General features: G+C 70.3%; 20 protein-coding genes. 13 read left to right on the forward strand and 7 right to left on the reverse strand.

From position 1 onward, the window contains the following. The first annotated feature begins 73 nt into the window (after positions 1-73). The 7 genes from KCH87_RS03350 to hemC all read left to right on the forward strand — a co-directional run bounded on the left by KCH87_RS03350 (position 74) and on the right by hemC (position 6,688). A complete protein-coding gene (locus KCH87_RS03350) occupies positions 74-1,036 on the forward strand; it encodes an ATP-dependent DNA ligase (RefSeq protein ID WP_210584049.1) in 963 nt (320 codons plus the stop codon). Between the two features lie 146 nt (positions 1,037-1,182). After that, positions 1,183-1,959, forward strand: coding sequence for an NPP1 family protein (locus KCH87_RS03355; RefSeq protein WP_210583885.1), 777 nt, complete (start codon positions 1,183-1,185; stop codon positions 1,957-1,959). A 79-nt stretch (positions 1,960-2,038) separates the two neighbouring features. Beyond that, the gene (locus KCH87_RS03360) at positions 2,039-3,613 is read left to right on the forward strand and encodes a glycosyl hydrolase family 65 protein (protein ID WP_210583886.1); all 1,575 of its coding nucleotides are present in this window, start codon (positions 2,039-2,041) and stop codon (positions 3,611-3,613) included. Between the two features lie 59 nt (positions 3,614-3,672). Then, positions 3,673-4,680: a questin oxidase family protein gene (locus KCH87_RS03365; RefSeq protein ID WP_210583887.1), complete on the forward strand. Its 1,008-nt coding sequence runs from the start codon at positions 3,673-3,675 to the stop codon at positions 4,678-4,680. Positions 4,681-4,719: 39 nt separating this feature from the next. Further along, on the forward strand, positions 4,720-5,238 hold the full coding sequence (locus KCH87_RS03370; RefSeq protein ID WP_210583888.1) for a hypothetical protein: 519 nt from the start codon (positions 4,720-4,722) through the stop codon (positions 5,236-5,238). Beyond that, a complete protein-coding gene (locus KCH87_RS03375) occupies positions 5,235-5,696 on the forward strand; it encodes a GNAT family N-acetyltransferase (RefSeq protein ID WP_210583889.1) in 462 nt (153 codons plus the stop codon). Before KCH87_RS03370 ends, KCH87_RS03375 begins: the two co-directional genes overlap by 4 nt. Before the next feature lie 56 nt (positions 5,697-5,752). After that, entirely contained in the window at positions 5,753-6,688 is a 936-nt protein-coding gene (hemC, locus tag KCH87_RS03380) for a hydroxymethylbilane synthase (protein ID WP_210583890.1), read from the forward strand. Positions 6,689-6,691: 3 nt separating this feature from the next. Here the strand turns inward: hemC and KCH87_RS03385 are convergent, their stop codons facing one another. The 4 genes from KCH87_RS03385 to KCH87_RS03400 all read right to left on the reverse strand — a co-directional run bounded on the left by KCH87_RS03385 (position 6,692) and on the right by KCH87_RS03400 (position 9,499). Beyond that, positions 6,692-7,207 carry a hypothetical protein gene (locus KCH87_RS03385; protein WP_210583891.1) on the reverse strand — a complete coding sequence of 172 codons (516 nt, stop codon included), beginning with the start codon at positions 7,205-7,207 and terminating at the stop codon, positions 6,692-6,694. Positions 7,208-7,396: 189 nt separating this feature from the next. Further along, on the reverse strand, positions 7,397-8,245 hold the full coding sequence (locus KCH87_RS03390; RefSeq protein WP_210583892.1) for an ABC transporter permease: 849 nt from the start codon (positions 8,243-8,245) through the stop codon (positions 7,397-7,399). After that, positions 8,205-9,047: an ABC transporter ATP-binding protein gene (locus KCH87_RS03395; RefSeq protein ID WP_210583894.1), complete on the reverse strand. Its 843-nt coding sequence runs from the start codon at positions 9,045-9,047 to the stop codon at positions 8,205-8,207. Before KCH87_RS03395 ends, KCH87_RS03390 begins: the two co-directional genes overlap by 41 nt. Next, positions 9,044-9,499, reverse strand: coding sequence for a MarR family winged helix-turn-helix transcriptional regulator (locus KCH87_RS03400; RefSeq protein ID WP_210583896.1), 456 nt, complete (start codon positions 9,497-9,499; stop codon positions 9,044-9,046). Before KCH87_RS03400 ends, KCH87_RS03395 begins: the two co-directional genes overlap by 4 nt. A gap of 237 nt (positions 9,500-9,736) precedes the next feature. Between KCH87_RS03400 and KCH87_RS03405 the strand changes: the two genes are divergently transcribed. Next, a complete protein-coding gene (locus KCH87_RS03405) occupies positions 9,737-10,528 on the forward strand; it encodes an RNA polymerase sigma factor SigF (protein ID WP_210583897.1) in 792 nt (263 codons plus the stop codon). A gap of 34 nt (positions 10,529-10,562) precedes the next feature. Here the strand turns inward: KCH87_RS03405 and KCH87_RS03410 are convergent, their stop codons facing one another. Next, the gene (locus tag KCH87_RS03410) at positions 10,563-10,883 is read right to left on the reverse strand and encodes an ANTAR domain-containing protein (RefSeq protein WP_210583899.1); all 321 of its coding nucleotides are present in this window, start codon (positions 10,881-10,883) and stop codon (positions 10,563-10,565) included. 139 nt (positions 10,884-11,022) lie between these two features. On the opposite strand from KCH87_RS03410, the gene KCH87_RS03415 reads away from it, so the two are divergent. Continuing rightward, on the forward strand, positions 11,023-11,826 hold the full coding sequence (locus KCH87_RS03415; protein ID WP_210583901.1) for a VOC family protein: 804 nt from the start codon (positions 11,023-11,025) through the stop codon (positions 11,824-11,826). A 3-nt stretch (positions 11,827-11,829) separates the two neighbouring features. Here the strand turns inward: KCH87_RS03415 and glgX are convergent, their stop codons facing one another. Beyond that, the gene (gene glgX / locus KCH87_RS03420) at positions 11,830-13,944 is read right to left on the reverse strand and encodes a glycogen debranching protein GlgX (protein WP_308298736.1); all 2,115 of its coding nucleotides are present in this window, start codon (positions 13,942-13,944) and stop codon (positions 11,830-11,832) included. Positions 13,945-13,970: 26 nt separating this feature from the next. Continuing rightward, positions 13,971-14,483, reverse strand: a complete 513-nt coding sequence (locus KCH87_RS03425; protein ID WP_210583905.1) for a pep a2 — start codon at positions 14,481-14,483, stop codon at positions 13,971-13,973. A gap of 269 nt (positions 14,484-14,752) precedes the next feature. Here KCH87_RS03425 and KCH87_RS03430 point away from each other — a divergent pair, with 269 nt between their 5' ends. The 4 genes from KCH87_RS03430 to KCH87_RS03445 all read left to right on the forward strand — a co-directional run bounded on the left by KCH87_RS03430 (position 14,753) and on the right by KCH87_RS03445 (position 20,271). Next, a complete protein-coding gene (locus tag KCH87_RS03430) occupies positions 14,753-15,052 on the forward strand; it encodes a DUF5133 domain-containing protein (RefSeq protein ID WP_210583907.1) in 300 nt (99 codons plus the stop codon). Between the two features lie 110 nt (positions 15,053-15,162). Then, positions 15,163-17,160, forward strand: coding sequence for an alpha-1,4-glucan--maltose-1-phosphate maltosyltransferase (locus KCH87_RS03435; RefSeq protein WP_210583909.1), 1,998 nt, complete (start codon positions 15,163-15,165; stop codon positions 17,158-17,160). Beyond that, the gene (gene treS, locus KCH87_RS03440; RefSeq protein ID WP_210583911.1) at positions 17,157-18,875 is read left to right on the forward strand and encodes a maltose alpha-D-glucosyltransferase; all 1,719 of its coding nucleotides are present in this window, start codon (positions 17,157-17,159) and stop codon (positions 18,873-18,875) included. The genes KCH87_RS03435 and treS overlap by 4 nt, the downstream gene beginning before the upstream one ends. Before the next feature lie 28 nt (positions 18,876-18,903). Then, positions 18,904-20,271: a maltokinase gene (locus KCH87_RS03445; protein ID WP_210583913.1), complete on the forward strand. Its 1,368-nt coding sequence runs from the start codon at positions 18,904-18,906 to the stop codon at positions 20,269-20,271.

Genomic DNA, 20,271 nt, shown 5'->3' on the forward strand with positions numbered 1-20,271 from the left:
GCGGGCGGGGCGAGTGACAGCGGGCGGGGCCGTCGACAACTGAGCCGTGACCACCCTGCCGCTGATCCCGCCGATGCTCGCCACACCAGGCGCCCTGCCGCCCGCCGCGCAGGACGCGCGCTGGGCCTACGAGACCAAGCAGGACGGCCAACGGGTCGTGGTCTATCTCGCCGGGGACGGCGGCGTGGTGCTGCGCGCCCGGTCCGGGGAGGAGACCACCGGCGCCTACCCCGAACTGCTGCCGCTGGGTGAGGCACTGGGCGCCACGCCCGCGGTGCTGGACGGGGAGATCCTGGCGCTGGACGGCCACGGCCGGGCCGACTTCCAGCTGCTCCAGTCCCGGATGGGCCTGGCCCACGCACCCGCCCGAGCCGCACGCCTTGCGGCTCAAAGCCCCGTCCATCTGGTGCTGTTCGACGTCATGCACCTGGGACAGCGCTCCCTCCTCCCCCTCTCCTATGCCCGTCGGCGCGGGCAGTTGGAGGCGCTGGGCCTTGAGGGGCCGTTCTGGTCGACCCCCGCCGCACTCGTCGGCCACGGCGAACAGGCCCTGCGGGCCACGCGCGACCACGGACTGGAGGGACTGGTCTGCAAGCGGCTCGACTCGGTCTACGAGCCCGGGGTGCGGTCCCGGGCCTGGATCAAGATCCGGAACATGCGCACCGCGGACGTCCTGGTCGGCGGCTGGGTGCCCGGCAAGGGCCGGCTCAAGGCGGCGGATCTGCCCGGTGCCGTCCTGGTCGGCCAGCGGAGCACGGGAGGGCTCCGCTATGTCGGCAACGTGGGCACCGGCTGGAGCGAGGCCGAACGGGAACAGCTCGCCGAACTGCTGCGGGCCGCCGAGACGGACCGGTGCCCCTTCGCTCCCGCCCCGGCGGTGGCGGGAGCGTACTGGACCGTGCCCCGGCTCGTCGGCGAGGTCCGCTACAGCACCCGCACGAGGGCGGGGATGCTGCGCCAGCCGTCCTGGCTCAGGCTCCGGCCGGATCTGACCCCGGGGGAGTCGGCGGCGTATCTACCGGACAAACCGGTGTGACACGACATGGGCGCTTCCGATTATTGGGCTGCGCTTCACCACTGGGACGCCTGTGACCTCTTGGCCGGAAGGGAAGAGTCCGGGATGCTGAACTCCCCTTTCCCCCCACAGCCGTTGGGCTGCGCCCGTACCAAGAGGAGGACGCAGTGTCGTCGAAGAAGTCCGCCATACACCGCCGGAGGTGGCTCACCGGCCTGGGCGGTGCCATCGCCCTCGTCGTCGCCATCCCCACCACCGCCTTCGCAGCTCCCCCCACGGCGCTTCCCGCCAACGCGGAGTCGGCCGAGCAGACGTACCAGCCCGCGTTCGACTACGACACGGACGGTTGCTACTCCACGCCCGCGATCAGCTCGGACGGAACCCTGAACGGCGGTCTGAACCCGACCGGGGCGCTCAACGGCGAATGCCGGGACGCCTCGGACCTGGACAACACCAACTCGTACTCGCGCTACAAGTGCAACAACGGCTGGTGCGCCTACCTGTACGGCCTGTACTTCGAGAAGGACCAGGCCGTCGCGGGCAGCAGCCTCGGCGGGCACCGGCACGACTGGGAGCACGTCGTGGTGTGGGTGCAGAACAACTCGGTCCAGTACGTGTCGACCTCCAACCACGGCTCGTTCACCGTGAGTGCCGCCTCGTCGGTCCGCTTCGACGGCACGCACGCGAAGGTCGTCTACCACAAGGACGGCGTCAGCACGCACTGCTTCCGTCTGGCGAACTCGAACGACGAGCCGCCGGAGAATCACGAGGGCACCTGGCAGTACCCGCCGCTGGTCGGCTGGAACGGCTACCCCTCGGGCGTCCGCGACAAGCTGGTCGCGGCCGACTGGGGCAGCGCCAACTTCGGCCTGAAGGACGGCAGCTTCAACTCCCACCTGTCCTCGGCCAAGCCGTCCGGGATCGCGTTCGACCCCAACGCCTGATCCCGCCACCGATCACCGGCCCGCTCGTTCTCCAGGCTCCCGGAGCCACCCCGGCTCCGGGAGTCCGGGAGGACGGCACATGGCGGTCGACGAGCAGCAGCGGATCTCACGGCGGCGCTTCCTGACCGCACTGGGAGCGGCCGGTTCCGGCATCGTCCCCCTGCGTGCGGAGGAGGCGGCCGGCGGGAACGGGTACACCATGCCTTCCCTCGTCTTCGAAGACCCGGCCACCCAGCGGCGGCTCGGCGGCCTGTACGCGACCGCGCTGACGGATCTGGCCGGCGCCCACAGCGTCCGTGCCGACCCGTCGGTGTACGACAGGGCCGGACTGCTCACCGACCCGCCCGGCACCGTCGTACGGGCCGGTGGCGGGTATCCCGCGCCGCAGCGGTGGACCCGGGACGCGGCCGTCAACGCATGGCATGCGGTGAGCCTGCTGGCGCCGGCCGTCGGCCGCAACACGCTGTGGTCGGTCGTCGAACGGGGTCCGGACGGGCTGATCGTCCAGCAGGACAACCAGTGGTGGGACCAGATCGTGTGGGTCCCGGCCGCCTGGCACCACTACCAGGTCACGGGCGACCGCGCCTTTCTGGCCCAGGCGTACGAGACGTCCGTCCACACACTCGCCGCGCGCCGGGCGCGTGACTTCGACGCCACCTACGGCCTGTTCCGGGGGCCCGGCTTCATGAACGACGGGATCTCCGGCTACCCGGACCCGCCCGCGTCGGACCGCGTCCGCTCGTCGTTCGTCCTCGACCACCCGGGCACCGACCGTGTGATGTGCCTGTCGACCAACTGCCTCTACTACGGCGCCCGGTCGGTCCTGGCCGACATGGCCGAGACGCTCGGTGAGACCGGGCTGGCAGCGTCCTTCCGGGCGGATGCCGCAGAGCTGCGCCGTGCCGTCGACCGGCATCTGTGGCGACCCGAAGCCGGTACGTACGCCTACCTCCTCCACGCCACCGGGCAGGCGGACACCTCGCAGGAGGGTGCCGGGCTCGCCCTGGCCCTGCTCCTCGGTGTCGCGGACCGCCACCAAGCCCGCCAGGTCCTGGACACCACCCACTGGCAGCCGCACGGCATCGTCAACGTCTGGCCGCACTTCCCCCGCTTCGGCGACACCAGACCCGGGCGCCACAACGTCATGGTCTGGCCACTGGTGCACGGCCTGTACGGTCAGGCCGCCGCCGACGCGGGCCGCACCGACCTGTTCGCGCGCGCCGTCGACCTGCTCGCCGGCCTGTTCTCCGGCACCGGCTTCTACGAGCTGTACGACTCCGTGAGCGGGGCCGTCGACGGCGGCTGGCAGACCGGCGGGAGCGGACGCGCCGAGCACTTCGTCTCGCAGCCCGACCAGACCTGGTCGGGGACGGCGTATCTGCGGCTGCTGCACGAGGGCCTGTTCGGGCTGACGTTCACCGAGAACGCCCTCCGGCTGCGCCCGTGTCTGCCCGAGGGATGGGGCCCGGTGAGTCTGCGCGGGCTGCGCTACCGGGACATGACGCTCGACATCGGCCTGTCCGGGTCCGGCAGCCGGGTGCGGTCCTGCACGGTCGACGGACGCCCCGGCGAACCCGTGGTGCCCGCCGACGGAACCGGGCATCACACGGTCCACGTCGCCCTCGACGACGACGTTCTCGGGCTCAGGTCGTAGGACCCGGTTCCGTCCGGCGCCCGATCCCCGGCCCCGCGACACGCAATAGCGTCCTCGGCATGGACACGAGCGGGCACCTCGACGAGGCACTGGAAAGACTCCACGCGACGGGACCGGAGCGCCTCGGACGACTCACCAACCACGCCCCCATGGTCGTCGAGGCACTCTCCGCGCACGGACACGCGGGCGCCGTGCACCGCTGGCTTGACCTCTACCGAAGGAAGCTCGAGGACTTCCCGGACCGGGTCGCGCCCGTGACGGACGACAACTGGGCCGAGGCGCTGGGCGATCCACGCCGGGCAGCGGACTGGATCGATCACTTCTCCCGTGCCCTGACGGAACAACCGTGGCGCGGCGTCCTCGCCACCTGGTGGCCGCACCTCCTCCCCGGCCTGTACGGCGGCTCGACCCACCCGGTCATCCGGGTGGGCCACGCCGTCCGAGCCCTGGAACACGGGGAGAACGAGCCCCGACGTACGGAACTCGCCCATGGGCTGGGCTACTGGGCGGCCCGCCATCACCCCGTGTCCGGTATCGCCGCACTGCCCGGCGCGCCGACCGCCGCGGAGTCCCTCGACGCCGTCCCCGCCGTACACGACCCGCAGGGCAGTTTCACGGCCCGACTGGCCGCCGTACGTCAACTGCCGCTCTGGGCGCAAGGGGTGACCGATCCGGACACGGCCCGGGAACGCCTGGCCGAGCTGGTGCGGGCCGCGACGCACCGCTACGCCACCCATGGGCACGGTGAGGAGACCATGCTCGTGCACGCGGCGACGGCCCCCAACGCCGTGCTGCGGACGCTGGGTTCGCTGCCCCGTGACCTGTGGGCACCGAGCCTGCACGCGGCCTGGACGGCGTCCGCGGCCGTCACCGCCATGTACGCCCCGGCCGAGCCGATCGACTACACGTCTCCTGCCCGCCTCACCGCGGACGAGGTCCTCGACCATGCGCTCGCCCACGGCGACGAGCACGTCATCAAGCTCACGGACACGGCGCTGGACGTCGGCGACGATCAGGCGCTCGCCGCGGCGATGCGGGCAATCGAGCTCAGCGAGCCACTGTCGTGACGGTGGACGATCAAGCCGCCCGCGCCCGATGATGGACGGATGGATCTTCACGAACAGCTACCGTCGGCGGTCGACACGAAGGCCCTGCTCTCGCTGGCGGAGGGCCACCACGCACGCGCCACCCGGCCGCTGGGCACGCGGGAGATCGCCGGTCATCTGGTGAAGGCGTACACGATCGAGGCTCCCGGCCGCACGGTGACCGACCGGGACGCGGAGAGCGCGCTGGGGATCGCCGCGGCCCAGCTGGAACAGGGCCCGCTGCGGGGATCACTCGGACTCGCCGTGCTCCTCGTGCACGCCGGCTGCGACGGGGACTACGTCCTGGTCCACACGTGGATCGAGGGATACATGTCCGACCTGGCCGTGTTCGTCGGCCCGGCAGGGCAGCCCGAGCAGCTGCGGCCCGGCCGCGCCGGACTCGCGCCGTGCGTATGGGAGGCGGCCGTCCTGTCGCACGAACGGGACGCGTTCGCGCGCCATGTGCTCGACGGCACCGGTCCGGTCGCGGACCGTGTCGCCGCCTGGAGCGCGGACACCGTGGCTGCGGACCTCCGGTGACTCCGCGCGTCAGACACGCCGAGCGCGCCGACCTGCCGCGCGTCGCCGAACTGGCCGCCCTGCACGCGGTCTACGAACGCGCCGCACCACCCGCCCCCGACCTGGCCGAACGGCTCGCGGTACTCCTCTTCGACACCCCGGCACCACGCCTGCGCTGTCTGGTGGCCGAACTGCCCGACGGTGAGCTGGCCGGCTATGCCAGCTGCGCACCCGAGGTCTCCACCTGGGAGGGAAGCGAGTACCTCCACATGGACTGCCTCTTCCTGACCCCCGGCCACCGCGGCCTGGGCATCGGTCCGCTGCTCATGGACGCCGTGGTCGACGAGGCGCGGCGGCTCGGCATCGCCGAGGTCCAGTGGCAGACACCCGCCTGGAACGAGGGCGCGGCCCGCTTCTACGACCGGCTCGGCGCCCGTGCGAAGGAGAAACTCCGGTACAGCCTCCGGGTCGTCGGCTGACCGCTGGTCGAGCTGTACGCGACCGGCGGGCCCCGCGGACGGTCTATCGTGTTCGCATGCCCGTGCACGATCTGATTCGCATCGTCTCCCGCGACTCGCCGATGGCGCTCGCCCAAGTGGAGCGTGTCCGCGCCGAGTTGACCGCAGCACATCCCGGTGTACGCACCGAGGTCGTGCCGGTGAAGACGACCGGCGACAAGTGGCTCGGCGATCTGTCGCAGGTCGAGGGCAAGGGGGCGTTCACCAAGGAGGTCGACGCCGCGCTGCTGGCCGGCGAGGCCGATCTCGCCGTGCACTGCGTGAAGGACGTGCCCGCCGACCGGCCGCTCCCGGCGGGCACGGTGTTCGCGGCGTTCCTGAAGCGGGACGACATCCGCGACGCCCTGATCCATCCCGGCGGCCTCACCCTGGACGAACTCCCGGCCGGCACCCGCATCGGCACCTCCTCCGTGCGCCGCGTCGCCCAGCTGGCCGCCACCCACCCGCAGCTGGAGTGCGTGCCGTTCCGCGGCAACGCCAACCGGCGCCTGGCGAAGCTCGCGGCCGGTGACGCGGACGCGCTGCTGCTCGCGGTCGCCGGGCTGGAACGCATCGACCGCCGTGACGTGATCAGCGAGATCCTCTCCCCCGAGGTCATGATGCCGCCGATCGGCGCGGGCGTTCTCGCCCTGCAGTGCCGGGAGGGCGACACCGAGCTCATCGACGCGGTCAGTGCCCTCGGCGACCCGGACACGCATCGGGAGGCCACCGCGGAGCGTATGTTCCTGCACGTTCTGCAGGGGCACTGCAACAGCCCGATCGCCGGGTACGCGCACGTCGACCGCAGCGGCGAACTGTCCCTGCGCGCCTGTGTGTTCACACCCGACGGCAAGGTCCGCCTCAACGCCCACGAATGGGCGGGACGGCTCGACCCCGCCACCCTCGGCACGTCGGTCGCCGTGGCCCTGCTGCGTCAGGGTGCCCGCGAGATCATCGACGGCATCCCGCACTGACGCTCAGGCGGTGCCTTCATCCGCCTGCTCCCGCAGGAAGTTGCTGACCTGGTGCGCCAGGCTCTCCCGGCCCACGGACGGGTGGGCCTGCCCCTCGTCGAGGCCGACGCCGCCCGCCCACAGCCTGCGGTCGGTCCACTCCTCGTCGACCCGCAGCTGGATCTGGACGTCCACCTGGCTCAGGGACGCCTCGGGTCCCGCGGCGTAGAGCACGGCGGTGGCCCGGCGCAGCGGGTAGACGTCGAAGCCCTCGATGAACTGCGAGTTGCGCCAGTCGATGAACGCGCTCTCGCCGTCGGGGCCGACCCGCACATCGATCTGCCCGTCCTCGAGGTGGATCCCGAAGTGCCGCTCGCCGCGGTTCTCGACGGTCACCCGGAGATTGAAGTACGTCATCCCCTCGGCTGCGTCGTCACGTCCACGCGGTGGCTCGGCCGCCCGAAGGCAGTGGACGCGGACACGCAGACCGGCATGCTCGTCGTACTCCTGCCAGTCCCCGACCACGTTCGGCTCGTACACGGTGCACCTCTCGACCTCAGAGAGCTGCTTCTTATCTGTGGGCTCAGCGCACTGTCAAATGAGCAGAATGGGCTGTGGCCAGCGATTTCGTCCTCTTGATCACTGATCAAGCCGTGCGCAGGAAGAATCCGTCCCCGGACCGTACGGCCGCCCCCGCGGGCGTGCCGCACATCACGTCCGGCGGCATGATCAGCGGGCCAGCCTGCCGAGGAGCGCGGAGGCCGCGGTGATGCCGAGCGCGGCGGCCACGACTAGCACCGCGAAGTCGGTCGCCAGATGTGCGTCGGTGCCGAGGAGAAGGCCGCGCAGGGCGTCGACCTCATAGCTCAGCGGGTTGAACTTGCTGACCGTCTGGAGCCAGCCCGGCATGACGGACAGGGGGTACAGGGCGTTGGAGCCGAAGAACAGCGGCATCGTGATCGCCTGCCCGATGCCCATCAGCCGGTCGCGGCTGAGCACGATCCCCGCGATGGTCATGGACAGGCAGGAGAAGAAGGCCGATCCGAGGACGACGACCGCCGCGACTCCGAGCAGACGCAGCGGGTTCCAGGTCATCGACACGCCGAGCAGCGCGGCGATGACGATCACGACGACGGCCTGGATCAGCGACTTCACTCCGGCCGCGAACGCCTTCCCCGTGGTCAGCGCCGTCCGCGGGGTGGGCGTGACCAGGAGCTTGTTGAGGATCCCGGCGTCGCGTTCCCAGATGATCTGGATGCCGTAGAAAATGGCGATGAACATCGCCGACTGGGCGATGATGCCGGGTGCCAGGTAGTCGATGTAGGGGATGCCCTCGGTGGGGATCGCCTTGATCCGGGTGAAGGTCTGGCCGAAGATCAGCAGCCACAGGGCGGGCTGGATCGCGCGGGTGTAGAGCTCGGTACGGTCGTGGCGCAGCTTCTGTAGTTCGACGACGCACATCGCCACGACCCGGGCGGGCAGCAGGCGCCAACCTGCGCGGGGCTCGGGCGCCTTCAGCAGGAGCCCGAGCGCGGGGTCAGCCGACACGGCGCGCGGTGCGGCGGGTGCTTCGGACATCGCGGAAACCTCCTGACTGGTCATCGAGACCGCTGCCGGCGACATCCCGGAAGACGTCCTCAAGGGAGGGCAGCGAGTCCGTGCCCCGGCGGGCGGCGAGCCCCCGGCGCAGCTCGGCGGGGGTGCCGAGGGCCCGGATACGGCCGTGGTGCATCAGGCCGACCCGGTCGCAGTACTGGTCGGCCTCGTCCATGTAGTGGGTGGTCACCAGCACGGTCATGCCGGTGGCCGTGCGGACGGCGTTGATGTGTTCCCACACGTCGGTCCGCGCGATCGGGTCGAGGCCGATGGTCGGCTCGTCGAGGATGAGCAGCCGGGGTGCGCTGACCAGGGCCTGCGCCAGCTCGAGCCGCCGGACCATGCCGCCCGAGTACGTGCTCGCCAGCCGGTCGGCGGCGTCGGTGAGGCCGACCGCGGTCAGGGCCTGTCCGACACGCTCGGCGCGTTCGCGGCGCGGCACGTCGAAGACGCGGGCGAACAGGGCGATGTTCTCCCTGCCGGTGAGTCCGGCGTCGGCGGACAGCTGCTGCGGCACGTAGCCCAGCAGGCGTCGTACGGCCATCCGGTCCTTCGCGGCGTCGTGCCCGAAGACGCGGACCATGCCGGCGGGGACCGGCAGGAGGGTGGTCATACAGCGGATCGCCGTGGTCTTGCCGGCGCCGTTGGGGCCGAGCAGCCCGAAGCACTCGCCCTCCATGACCGACAGGTCGAGCCCGTCCACGGCGTTTGTGTCACCGAAGGCATAGGCGAGTCCGGTGCAGGCGACGGCCGCATGCGGCTCGGCCGATACGTCCCTGGTCATGACTCCGCGGCCTCCTCGTGCAGATGGACGGCGAGCGTGCGCAGGGCCGGGATCGCCGTCCGGAGCGCCTCCCGCTCCCCCTCGTCGAGCCGGGCCACCTGCTGTCGTACGAGCTCCGCGCGCCGCGCGCGCCACTCGCGCAGCCGGGACCGCGCCGCGGGGGTGGGCAGCAGACGCGCGGCCCGGCGGTCCGCCGGATCCGTCTCGCGGATGAGATAGCCCTCTGTTGCCAGCCGGTTGACCAGCGTCGACACCGAATTGCTCGCGAGATACAGGTCTTTGGCCGCGTCCGATATGCCGATGCCGGGACGTGCCACGACCAGCCGCAGCAACTCCACCTCGGCCCCGCGCAGTTGGGGTGCGGCCATCTCCCGGCGCAGTCGGCGCCGGATCAGCCGTTGCACCCCGACGAGCGCGTCGGCCAGTTCTTCCGGGAAGGTCTCGTCGTCCACGCTGTCGAGATTACCTCTGTAGCAGAGGTAACTGTCTCAATAAGTGGTCAAAGCTGACTCGCGAAATATGCCGATTTGTTTGTATTCTTGCTGACCAAGGAATCGCAATCCCAGTGCTTCGGACAGGAGGCACGTCCGTGGGAGCCGGAATCGGCCCCGGGTGTCTTCTGTTCCGGTCCGAGCCCGCGCCTCCCATGGTGACTCTCCACCCAGCACCTGCTGAGGGAGGTGCGCACGATGCGTATCGCCGGCAGAACGAAGCCACATCCGCACGACGACGCCCCCGACACCGACGACGCGTTCGCACGGCTTTCACGACTGCCCGAGGGGCCGCGACGCAAAGCGCTCCGGGACGAGCTGGTGGAGGCCTGGCTGCCCATGGCGGAGCGGATCGCCGTCCGGTTCAAGGGGCGCGGCGAGTCCCTGGAGGACCTCTACCAGGTGGCGGCCCTGGGCCTGGTGAAGGCTGTCGACCACTACGACCCGGCGCGCGGCCGCGCCTTCGAGGCCTATGCCGTGCCGACCGTCACCGGTGAGATCAAGCGGCACTTCCGCGACCACATGTGGACGCTGCACGTGCCGCGGCGCGTCCAGGACCTGCGCAATCGGGTACGGCGCTCGATGAAGGAGCTGGCCCAGACGACTCCGGGGCGCGCTCCGACCGTCGCCGAGATCGCCGAGCACGCGCAGCTCAGCGAGGGCGAGGTGCGGACCGGCCTGGAGGCCCTGGAGTGTTTCACCGCACTGTCGCTGGACGCCGAGATGCCCGGCACGGACGGGTACGCGCTGGCGGACGCGCTCGGCGGGCCGGACCCGTCCATTGACGTCGTGGTCGACCGGGTCGCCGCCGGGCCCGTCCTCAAGTCGCTTCCGGAGCGCGAGCGGACCATCCTCTACCTGCGGTTCTTCGGCGGCATGACGCAGAGCCACATCGCCCAGCAGCTCGGAATCTCGCAGATGCACGTCTCCAGGCTGCTCAGCGGCTGCTGCGCACGTCTGCGTGAGGAACTCGTCACCGAGGCCCGCTGATCACGCGCGCGGCCCCGCGCACACCGTTCCCGGCTCACCGCTGTGGTGGTGCGCCGGGAATCTCCGTGGGGCCGTAGCGGTCCAGGGCGTCTTCGAGTTCCACTCTGATCTCCGGCGGCATGATGCCCTTGCGGCCCCAGATCAGAATCAGTTCCGCGACATTGCGCAGTTTGATGTTCGTGTGCTGGGAAACGTCCTTGAGTACCTTCCACCCCTCGTCCGGCGTCACCCGGCCGAGCGCGACGATCATGCCGATCGCCTGGTCCACGACAGCATGCGAGGCGACCGCTTCCTTGAGTTGATCGACCTCTTCCTGCAGCTCGGAGATCCGCTCCGAGCCCCCGTCGGTGGGCATGGGCTCCTCCGGTCGATTGCGCCGATCTGCCGTTTCTGACTGTACGCCTGGGTACTCGGCAGGCGCCCGGAGCGGTTCCGGTTGGACACTGGTACGACACCGGTGGGCCGCCGGTCGACGAGACCAGGACGCGACTGCAATGAACAAAGACACAACACTCCCCCGTGGTGCGGCCGAGGTCGTCTCCAGCAGCTGCGTGTTCGGCGCGCCCTGCTGGGTGAGCCTGACCAGCCGCGATCTGGAGGCCACCGAATCGTTCTACACGGCGGTGCTGGGGTGGCGCTGGCGGCCGGCCAAGCTCGGCGACCGCTTTCGAGTGGCTCTGGCGGGCGGCACACCGGTCGCGGGGATCGCCGCGGTCGCCACGATGTGGCAGATGGCCGTGGCCTGGACGCCCTACTTCGCCGTCCGCAGCGCGGACGAGGTCGTGGCACGCGCGCAGGAGCGGGGCGGTACGGCGGCGGTGGGACCGATCTCCTTGCCGCCGGGACGAGCTGCCCTGCTGGCCGACCGGGACGGCGCGACCTTCGGGATCTGGGAGGGCGAGCTCGTCGGCAACTGGGAGAACTGGCGACGCTCGGCCCCGACCTTCATCCGGCTGCACACCCGCGACGCCTTCGACGCCGCCATCTTCTACGGCGAGATCCTCGACTGGGCCACGGACCGCCCCGGCTCCGTCGAGGTCCACTACGAGGGCGGTGAGGTCGTGCTGCGCAGCCGCGGTGAGGTCGTGGCGCGCATCGAGTCGGGGGCGCTGGGGTCGGCTCCCGACCCCACGATCCGGCCGCACTGGCAGGTCCACTTCGCGGTCCCGGACGTCGCGGCCTGCACCCGCGCGGCGGAGAAGAACGGCGGCAGCGTTCTGTCGGAGAGCGCCGAGGACGCCGTGCTGCGCGACGCCGACGGCGCACAGTTCACGGTGACCTCGCGCCGCGCGGGCTGAGCCTCAGCCGGCCGAGCGGGAGGGCCGTGAGAGCAGTACCAGGCTGCGCGCCTCGACCGTCATCGCGGTGCCCGCCTTGTGCTCCGACTCGTCGGGGGCACCCGGCTCGGCGGTGTCGATCAGTGTCGTCCAGCGTTCGCCGTAGGCGACGCCCGGCAGGTGGAAGTCGACCGGCTCCCAGTAGCTGTTCAGCAACAGCAGAAAGGAGTCGTCCACGACGGGCCGGCCGCACGGGTCGGGTTCGGCGATCGCGTCGCCGTTGAGGAACACGCCGACGGAGTGCGCGTCGGAGCGCCGCCAGTCCTCGTCCGTCATCTCGCGCGCGTCCGGCAGCAGCCACACCAGGTCGGGCACCGGCTGGCCGGCGTGGGTGACGGTCTCGCCGCGGAAGAACCGGCGGCGGCGCAGTACGGGGTGGTCTGCGCGCAGTCCGATGACGTACCGCGCGAAGTCCATCAGCTCGCGCTGCTCGCCGGTCAACCGCCAGTCGATCCAGGAGACTTCGTTGTCCTGGCAGTAGGCGTTGTTGTTGCCGCGCTGGGTGCGGCCCAGTTCGTCGCCGTGGCAGAGCATCGGGATGCCCTGCGACAGCAGCAGCGTGGCCAGGAAGTTGCGCTGCTGGCGGGCGCGCAGCTCCCGCACGGCCGGGGGGCCGGTCTCGCCCTCGGCCCCGCAGTTCCAGGACCGGTTGACGCTCTCGCCGTCCCGGTCGCCCTCGCCGTTGGCCTCGTTGTGCTTGTCGTTGTACGAGACGAGGTCGCGCAGCGTGAACCCGTCATGTGCGGTCACGAAGTTGACGCTGGCGCGCGGCCGCCGTCTGCTGTGCTGGTACAGGTCGGACGAGCCGGTCAGGCGGGATGCGAACTCGCCCAGCGTGTGCTCCCCGGCCCGCCAGAAGTCCCGTACGGCATCGCGGTACTTGCCGTTCCACTCCGACCACAGCGGCGGGAAGTTGCCGACCTGGTAGCCGCCCTCCCCCACGTCCCAGGGCTCGGCGATCAGCTTGACGCGGCTGATCACCGGGTCCTGCTGGATCAGGTCGAAGAACGCCGACAGCCGGTCCACCTCGTGGAACTGCCGGGCCAGCGTGGCCGCGAGGTCGAAGCGGAAGCCGTCGACATGCATCTCCGTCACCCAGTACCGCAACGAGTCCATGATCAGCTGAAGGACGTAGGGGTGCCGCATCAGCAGGCTGTTGCCGGTGCCTGTGGTGTCGTAGTAGTGGGTCCAGTCGCCGTCCACCAGGCGGTAGTACGAGGCGTTGTCGATACCGCGGAAGGAGAGGGTGGGACCCTTCTCGTTGCCCTCGGCGGTGTGGTTGTAGACGACGTCCAGGATCACTTCGAGCCCGGCCGCGTGCAGCGCCTTCACCATCGCCTTGAACTCGGTGACCTGCTGGCCGCGGGTGCCGTGCGCGGCGTAGGCGTTGTGGGGGGCGAAGAAGCCGATGGTGTTGTAGCCCCAGTAGTTCGACAGGCCCCGGTCGCTGAGCACGCCGTCCTGCACGAACTGGTGCACCGGCATCAGCTCCACGGCGGTCACGCCCAGGGAGGTGAGGTGCTCGATGGCCGCGGGGTGGGCGAGCCCGGCGTAGGTGCCGCGCAGATCGGGCGGCACGTCGGGGTGGGTACGGGTGAGGCCCTTCACATGGGCCTCGTAGATCACGGTCTCGGCGTACGGCCGCCGGGGCGGGCTGTCGTCCCCCCAGTCGAAGGCCGGGTCGGTCACCACGCCGAGCATGGTGTGGCCCGCGCTGTCGGCCGGGGCGGGTCCGTTCGGCGCACGCTCGAAGAGGGAGGCGTGGTTGTCGACCTGTCCGTCCACCGCCCTGGTGTACGGGTCGAGGAGCAGCTTCTTCGGATTGCACCGGTGGCCCGCGGCCGGGGCCCAGGGGCCGTGCACCCGGTAGCCGTAGCGCTGGCCGGGGCCGACTCCGGGCAGATACCCGTGCCAGACGAAGCCGTCGACCTCGGTCAGCGGGACCTTCCGGTGGGTGCCGTCGTCGTCGACGAGGGCCAGCTCGACGCGTTCGGCGACCTCGCTGAAGAGCGCGAAGTTGGTGCCCTTCCCGTCGAAGGCGGCACCCAACGGGTAGGGGTGCCCGCTCCACGTGGACACCCCTGCCTTCCGTTTCCGCTTCGCGGTCACCGGGCGGCCTCCAGGGCGCCGTCCGCCATGCGCACCGAACCGGCGAGGGCGGCGACCGGTACCTCGCGGGGCACCCGGAGGACCTCCCGCAGGCTCGGCGCGGGGGCCGTCGCGACGAGCGGGATGCGTTCGCCGGCGCGGGCCCGCTGCGAGAACCAGATGACCTTGCTGCCGGTGTCCGTGGCGCAGCAGCCCCAGCCGTCGCTGGTGGCGGCGAGCCGTTCCAGACAGGCACGCAGGTCCTGGTCGGGGCGCAGGTCGCGGTCGTTGTCCCCGACGGCTGTGATGAGGTGCTGGCCGTTCCACCACATCTCGATCGAGGTGTGCTTGTCCGTCGCATGCTCGTCGATGGCCTTCAGCAACATCTCGGCGCCGCCGCAGACGGGCTCGACGAGCGTCTCGAGATCCCAGAACCTGAGGTGAGCGGCCAGGATGCGCCTGACTTGTCCGACGCGTTCCGGGCTGACTTCCACATCGAGGTGGTAGTAGCAGGCACTTGCGGTCTTCATCGTCGTTGGCTCCTCACCGGCGAAGCTCCTGCTCCTGCTCGCCCCTGGCGGGACGAGCCCCGAGTACGAAGCGTGAGCGATGATCGCTTCTGAGTCACCTCAAGAGTGGGAGCGCTACGCCATTCGTGCAACACGAGCGCACATCCGAGGCATGGGAGGCACATCCGAGATGGTTGAAGCTCTAACAAGACGCTGAGTCGTCGCGCATGCACCATGTGTGAAGGCCCCTGCCCTGCGTCGGGGCACGATCCGGAAGGTGAAACTGCGCCATGCTGCTTCCCGCCAAAGCCGAGGTGGCCCGGCAACTGCAGCGGTACCGGGCCTGGGAACGAGCGATGCTCGCGGCTCCCGCCGACCGCACGGTGCGGGCCACCTTCGAGGACTCGGGCTACACCCTCTGTGTCCTGATGGGGAAGCGGTGCGCACGGGAGGCCGCGGACGCCGCGGAGCGCTATCTGCGGACCAACCTGGTCACCTACCTGCGGGAACAGAACGCACGGCCCAGGCTGAGCGCCGTCCGGCGGCGAGGTCCGCTGTGGCGGCGGAAGCGCTCCCCGGCAGGGAGATAGCCAGCCCAATTCCAGCGCAACTCTGAGGTAGTGGACCCCCTTCCGGCGCAACTTCGAAACCACCCGGCCGGGCGCCAGCCCGGCCTCCAGCATGACGGAGGTGTCATCCCATGAGTCCGACTCCGGCCATCGGCCGCATTCCCGTCCGCAGCGTCCGTCCGGCCGTGGAGCGCGGCAGGCACCCCGCCAAGGCGGTCGCGGGCGAGACCTTCCAGGTCACCGCGACGGTGTTCCGCGAGGGCCACGACGCGGTCGCCGCGAATGTCGTGCTGACGGATCCTCAGGGCCGCCCCGGCCCCTGGACGCCCATGCGCGAGCTGGAGCCGGGCTCCGACCGCTGGGGCGCCGACGTCACACCGGACGCCGTCGGCAACTGGACGTATCACGTGGAGGCCTGGAGCGATCCGGTGGCCACCTGGCGCCACGCCGCCCGTATCAAGGTGCCGGCCGGAATCGACACCGGCCTGGTCCTGGAGGAGGGCGCGGAGCTCTACCGCCGGGCGGCAGCGGGCGTTCCGGCGGCCGCGGGCCGTACGGCGGTGCTGGCGGCCGCGGAGACGATGCTCGACGACTCGCTGCCGTCCGCCGTGCGCCTGGCTGCGGCCTTCGGACCGGAGATGGACGCGGTGCTGGCGCGGTATCCGTTGCGGGAGTTGGTGACCGTGTCGGAGGCGTTGCCGTTGCTGGTGGAGCGGGAGCGGGCGCTGTTCGGGTCCTGGTATGAGTTCTTCCCGCGTTCGGAGGGCACAGCCGAGGAGCCGCACGGGACGTTCCGTACGGCGGCCCGCAGGTTGCCGGCGATCGCCGCCATGGGCTTCGACGTGGTGTATCTGCCGCCGGTCCATCCGATCGGCAGCACGTTCCGCAAGGGCCGCAACAACACCCTCAACCCCACTGCGGAGGATGTCGGGGTGCCGTGGGCGATCGGCTCGCCGGAGGGCGGGCACGACGCGATCCACCCTGCGCTGGGCAGCTTCGAGGACTTCGACTGGTTCGTCGCGCAGGCGCGGGCGCTGGGCATGGAGGTGGCGCTGGACTTCGCGTTGCAGTGTTCGCCGGATCATCCGTGGGTGCAGAAGCACCCGGAGTGGTTCCATCACCGTCCGGACGGGTCGATCGCGTATGCGGAGAATCCGCCGAAGAAGTACCAGGACATCTATCCGATCGCCTTCGACGCGGACCTGGACGGGCTCGTCGCGGAGACGCTGCGGGTGCTGCGGTTGTGGATGGGCCACGGGGTGCGGATCTTCCGGGTGGACAATCCGCACACCAAGCCGGTCGTCTTCTGGCAGCGGGTGCTGGCGGACATCGGCCGCACCGACCCGGATGTGATCTTCCTGGCGGAGGCGTTCACCCGGCCGGCGATGATGCACACCCTGGCGCAGATCGGTTTCCAGCAGTCGTACACCTATTTCACCTGGCGCAACGAAAAGCAGGAGCTGACGGAGTATCTGACGGAGCTCTCAGGTGAGGCGGCCGGCTATATGCGGCCGAACTTCTTCGTCAACACCCCCGACATTCTGCACGCGTATCTCCAGCAAGGCGGGCGGCCGGCCTTCGAGGTACGGGCCGTACTGGCGGCCACCCTGTCACCGACCTGGGGCGTCTACAGCGGCTACGAACTCTGCGAGAACGTGCCCCTGCGCGAGGGCAGCGAGGAATACCTCGACTCGGAGAAATACCAGCTCAAGCCCCGCGACTGGGCAGCGGCCGAAGCCGCCGGAAACACCATCACCCCGCTCATCACCCGACTCAACACGATCCGGCGCCGCCACCCCGCACTGCGGCACCTCAGAAACCTCACCTTCCACGGGACCGACAACGACGCCCTCGTCGCGTACAGCAAACGTACGGGCGACGACACGATCCTCGTGGTCGCCAACCTCGACCCCCACCACACCCAGGAGGCCACGGTCTCGTTGGACATGCCGCGTCTCGGCCTGGACTGGCACGAGTCGGTGTCCGTGCACGACGAACTGACGGATGAGACCTACCGGTGGAGCAGGACCAACTACGTCCGCCTGGAGCCCGGCCGGGCCCCCGCGCACGTGCTCCACGTGGAGCGACCGTCCGCCTCGCCGCAGAACGGAGGGTCAGCAGCGTCATGACTGTCAACGAGCCCGTCCACGACACCTTCGAGGACACTCCGGCCAGGGACCGCGACCCGGACTGGTTCAAACGAGCCGTCTTCTACGAGGTCCTCGTCCGCTCCTTCCAGGACAGCAACGGCGACGGCGTCGGCGACCTCAAGGGCCTGACGTCCAAGCTCGACTATCTCCAGTGGCTGGGCGTCGACTGTCTCTGGCTGCCGCCCTTCTTTCAATCGCCCCTGAGGGACGGCGGTTACGACGTCTCCGACTACACGGCCGTCCTGCCGGAATTCGGCGACCTGGCCGATTTCGTGGAGTTCGTCGACTCCGCCCATCAACGCGGCATGCGCGTCATCATCGACTTCGTCATGAACCACACCAGCGACCAGCACCCGTGGTTCCAGGAATCCCGCATCAATCCCGACGGCCCCTACGGCGACTACTACATGTGGGCCGACGACGACAAGCAGTTCCAGGACGCCCGGATCATCTTCGTCGACACCGAGGCCTCCAACTGGACCTTCGACCCGGTGCGGGGTCAGTACTTCTTCCATCGCTTCTTCTCCCACCAGCCGGACCTGAACTATGAGAACCCGGCCGTCCAGGAGGAAATCCTGGCCGCCCTCCGCTTCTGGCTCGACCTCGGCATCGACGGCTACCGGCTCGACGCGGTGCCGTATCTGTACGCGGCCGAGGGCACGAACTGCGAGAACCTCCCCGCCTCCCACCAGTTCCTGAAACGCGTCCGCCGTGAGATCGACGCGCTGTATCCGGACACCGTGCTGCTCGCGGAGGCGAACCAGTGGCCGGAGGACGTCGTCGACTACTTCGGCGACTACTCGTCGGGCGGCGACGAATGCCATATGGCGTTCCACTTCCCGGTGATGCCGCGCATCTTCATGGCCGTACGGCGGGAATCCCGCTACCCGGTCTCGGAAATCCTGGCGAAGACCCCCGCGATTCCCTCCAACTGCCAGTGGGGCATCTTCCTGCGCAACCACGACGAGCTGACCCTGGAAATGGTCACCGACGAGGAACGCGACTACATGTGGGCGGAGTACGCGAAGGACCCGCGTATGCGCGCCAACATCGGCATCCGCCGCCGACTCGCGCCCCTGCTGGACAACGACCGCCACACGATCGAGCTGTTCACGGCCCTGCTGCTGTCCCTCCCGGGCTCGCCGATCCTCTACTACGGCGACGAGATCGGCATGGGCGACAACATCTGGCTCGGCGACCGCGACGCCGTCCGCACGCCGATGCAGTGGACCCCGGACCGCAACGCGGGCTTCTCCACCTGCGACCCGGGCCGCCTCTATCTGCCGACGATCATGGATCCGGTCTACGGCCACCAGGTCACCAACGTCGAGGCGTCCATGTCCTCGCCGTCCTCCCTGCTGCACTGGACCCACCGCATGATCGAGATCCGCAAGCAGAACCCGGCCTTCGGACTCGGCTCGTACACCGAACTACAGTCCTCCAACCCGGCGGTCATCGCGTTCCTGCGCGAGTACGAGGACGACCTGGTGCTCTGCGTGAGCAACTTCGCGCGTTTCGCGCAGCCCACCGAGCTGGACCTGCGCGAGTTCAGCGGCCGGCATCCCGTTGAGCTGTTCGGCGGAGTCCGCTTCCCCGCCATCGGTGAACTGCCCTATCTGCTGACCCTGGGGGGCCACGGCTTCTACTGGTTCCGGCTCGTCCGAGTCGCATCCCGCATCGGCCGACGCCACTGAGTGTGCGCCGAGGAAAGGACGCGTCACCATGCCGAAGACCGCATCGCTGCAACCCGGTCGTACGGCTGTCGCGGGGCCCATGGCCTCGCTCGCCGGGCTGCTGCGCGAATGGCTGCCGCGGCAGCGGTGGTTCGCGGGCAAGGACCGGCCCGTGACCGACCTCGCCCTGCTGTCCATGACGGAGCTGTATCCGGGCTGTCTGCACCTGCTGGTGCACGCCGGTCCCGCGGGCGTACCCGCCCCCGGCGGCACGGGTGCTTCCCCGGCCGGCGACTGCTATCAGCTGTTGCTCGGTGTACGCCGGCACCTCTCGCCCCGCCTCGGCCGGGCCCTGATCGGGCGGGCCGAGGAAGGGCCGCTGGCCGGTCTGACGGTGTACGACGCGCTGCACGACCCGCGCTCGGCACAGCTGCTCCTGGAGCGGCTGCGGCATCCCGGCACGGTGGGCCCTCTCCGCTTCGAGGCCGCCCCGTCCACGGAGATCCCCGCCGGGCTGCCGCCCCGGCTGCTGGACGCCGAGCAGTCCAACTCCTCGCTGGTGTACGGCGACGCCTTCATCCTGAAGGTCTTCCGGCGCATCCAGCCGGGCGTCAACCCCGATCTCGAGGTGCCCGGCGCGCTGGCCGGGCTGGGCTGCCGCCGGGTGCCCGCCCCGGTGGCCTGGTTCCGGACCACGCACCCGCAGGAGGCGACGCTCGGCGTGCTCCAGCCGTATCTGCGCGATGCGTCCGACGGCTGGGCCCTGGCGCTTCAGGCGCTGTCCTCCGGTGCCGACTTCACCACGCAGGCGCACCAGTTGGGGCAGGCCATGGCCGAGGTGCACCTCGCGCTGGCCTCGGCGTTTCCGGCCGGTGCGCACGAGGAGAGCAGCCGCGCGGCGGCTGCGATGATCGCGCGGCTGGACGCCGCCGCGCGCTGCGTACCGGCGCTGACGCCGTTCGTCCCCGGACTGCGGACCGCCTTCTCCGCACTCACGACCTGTGATCCCGGGCCGCCCGCCCAGCGGATCCACGGCGACCTGCACCTCGGACAGGTGCTGCGCGCGGGCCGCGAGTGGTTCGTCATCGACTTCGAGGGCGAGCCGTCCCGCCCGCTCGTCGAGCGGTGCAGTGCCCAGTCGCCGGTGCGGGACATCGCGGGCATGCTGCGCTCCTTCGACTACGCGGCCCGGCAGCGCCGACCGTGGCGCCCCGAGTGGGCGCGCCGCTGCCGGGAGGCCTACTGTGCGGGCTACGCCACCCGTGCGGGCTGGGATCCACGCAAGAAGCACGGGCTGCTGCGTGCCTATGAGACCGACCGTGCCGTGTACGAAGTGCTGTACGAAGCCAGAAACCGCCCGGACTGGCTCTCGGTGCCGATGGCGGCGATCGAGCGTCTCGCCGTGAGAGGAAGCTGA

Origin of the sequence: Streptomyces sp. GESEQ-35 (assembly GCF_017948485.1) — a bacterium.
Lineage (GTDB): Bacteria > Actinomycetota > Actinomycetes > Streptomycetales > Streptomycetaceae > Streptomyces.

Bases quoted from the DNA above. Each gene is read 5' to 3' on its own strand.
- KCH87_RS03435 (WP_210583909.1), top strand. From the start codon at position 15,163: ATGAGTCCGACTCCGGCCATCGGCCGCATTCCCGTCCGCAGCGTCCGT.
- KCH87_RS03365 (WP_210583887.1), top strand. From the start codon at position 3,673: ATGGACACGAGCGGGCACCTCGACGAGGCACTGGAAAGACTCCACGCG.
- KCH87_RS03430 (WP_210583907.1), top strand. From the start codon at position 14,753: ATGCTGCTTCCCGCCAAAGCCGAGGTGGCCCGGCAACTGCAGCGGTAC.
- KCH87_RS03350 (WP_210584049.1), top strand. From the start codon at position 74: ATGCTCGCCACACCAGGCGCCCTGCCGCCCGCCGCGCAGGACGCGCGC.
- KCH87_RS03405 (WP_210583897.1), top strand. From the start codon at position 9,737: ATGCGTATCGCCGGCAGAACGAAGCCACATCCGCACGACGACGCCCCC.
- KCH87_RS03415 (WP_210583901.1), top strand. From the start codon at position 11,023: ATGAACAAAGACACAACACTCCCCCGTGGTGCGGCCGAGGTCGTCTCC.
- KCH87_RS03410 (WP_210583899.1), bottom strand. From the start codon at position 10,883: ATGCCCACCGACGGGGGCTCGGAGCGGATCTCCGAGCTGCAGGAAGAG.
- KCH87_RS03390 (WP_210583892.1), bottom strand. From the start codon at position 8,245: ATGTCCGAAGCACCCGCCGCACCGCGCGCCGTGTCGGCTGACCCCGCG.
- KCH87_RS03445 (WP_210583913.1), top strand. From the start codon at position 18,904: ATGCCGAAGACCGCATCGCTGCAACCCGGTCGTACGGCTGTCGCGGGG.
- hemC (WP_210583890.1), top strand. From the start codon at position 5,753: ATGCCCGTGCACGATCTGATTCGCATCGTCTCCCGCGACTCGCCGATG.
- KCH87_RS03425 (WP_210583905.1), bottom strand. From the start codon at position 14,483: ATGAAGACCGCAAGTGCCTGCTACTACCACCTCGATGTGGAAGTCAGC.
- KCH87_RS03360 (WP_210583886.1), top strand. From the start codon at position 2,039: ATGGCGGTCGACGAGCAGCAGCGGATCTCACGGCGGCGCTTCCTGACC.
- KCH87_RS03395 (WP_210583894.1), bottom strand. From the start codon at position 9,047: ATGACCAGGGACGTATCGGCCGAGCCGCATGCGGCCGTCGCCTGCACC.
- treS (WP_210583911.1), top strand. From the start codon at position 17,157: ATGACTGTCAACGAGCCCGTCCACGACACCTTCGAGGACACTCCGGCC.
- KCH87_RS03370 (WP_210583888.1), top strand. From the start codon at position 4,720: ATGGATCTTCACGAACAGCTACCGTCGGCGGTCGACACGAAGGCCCTG.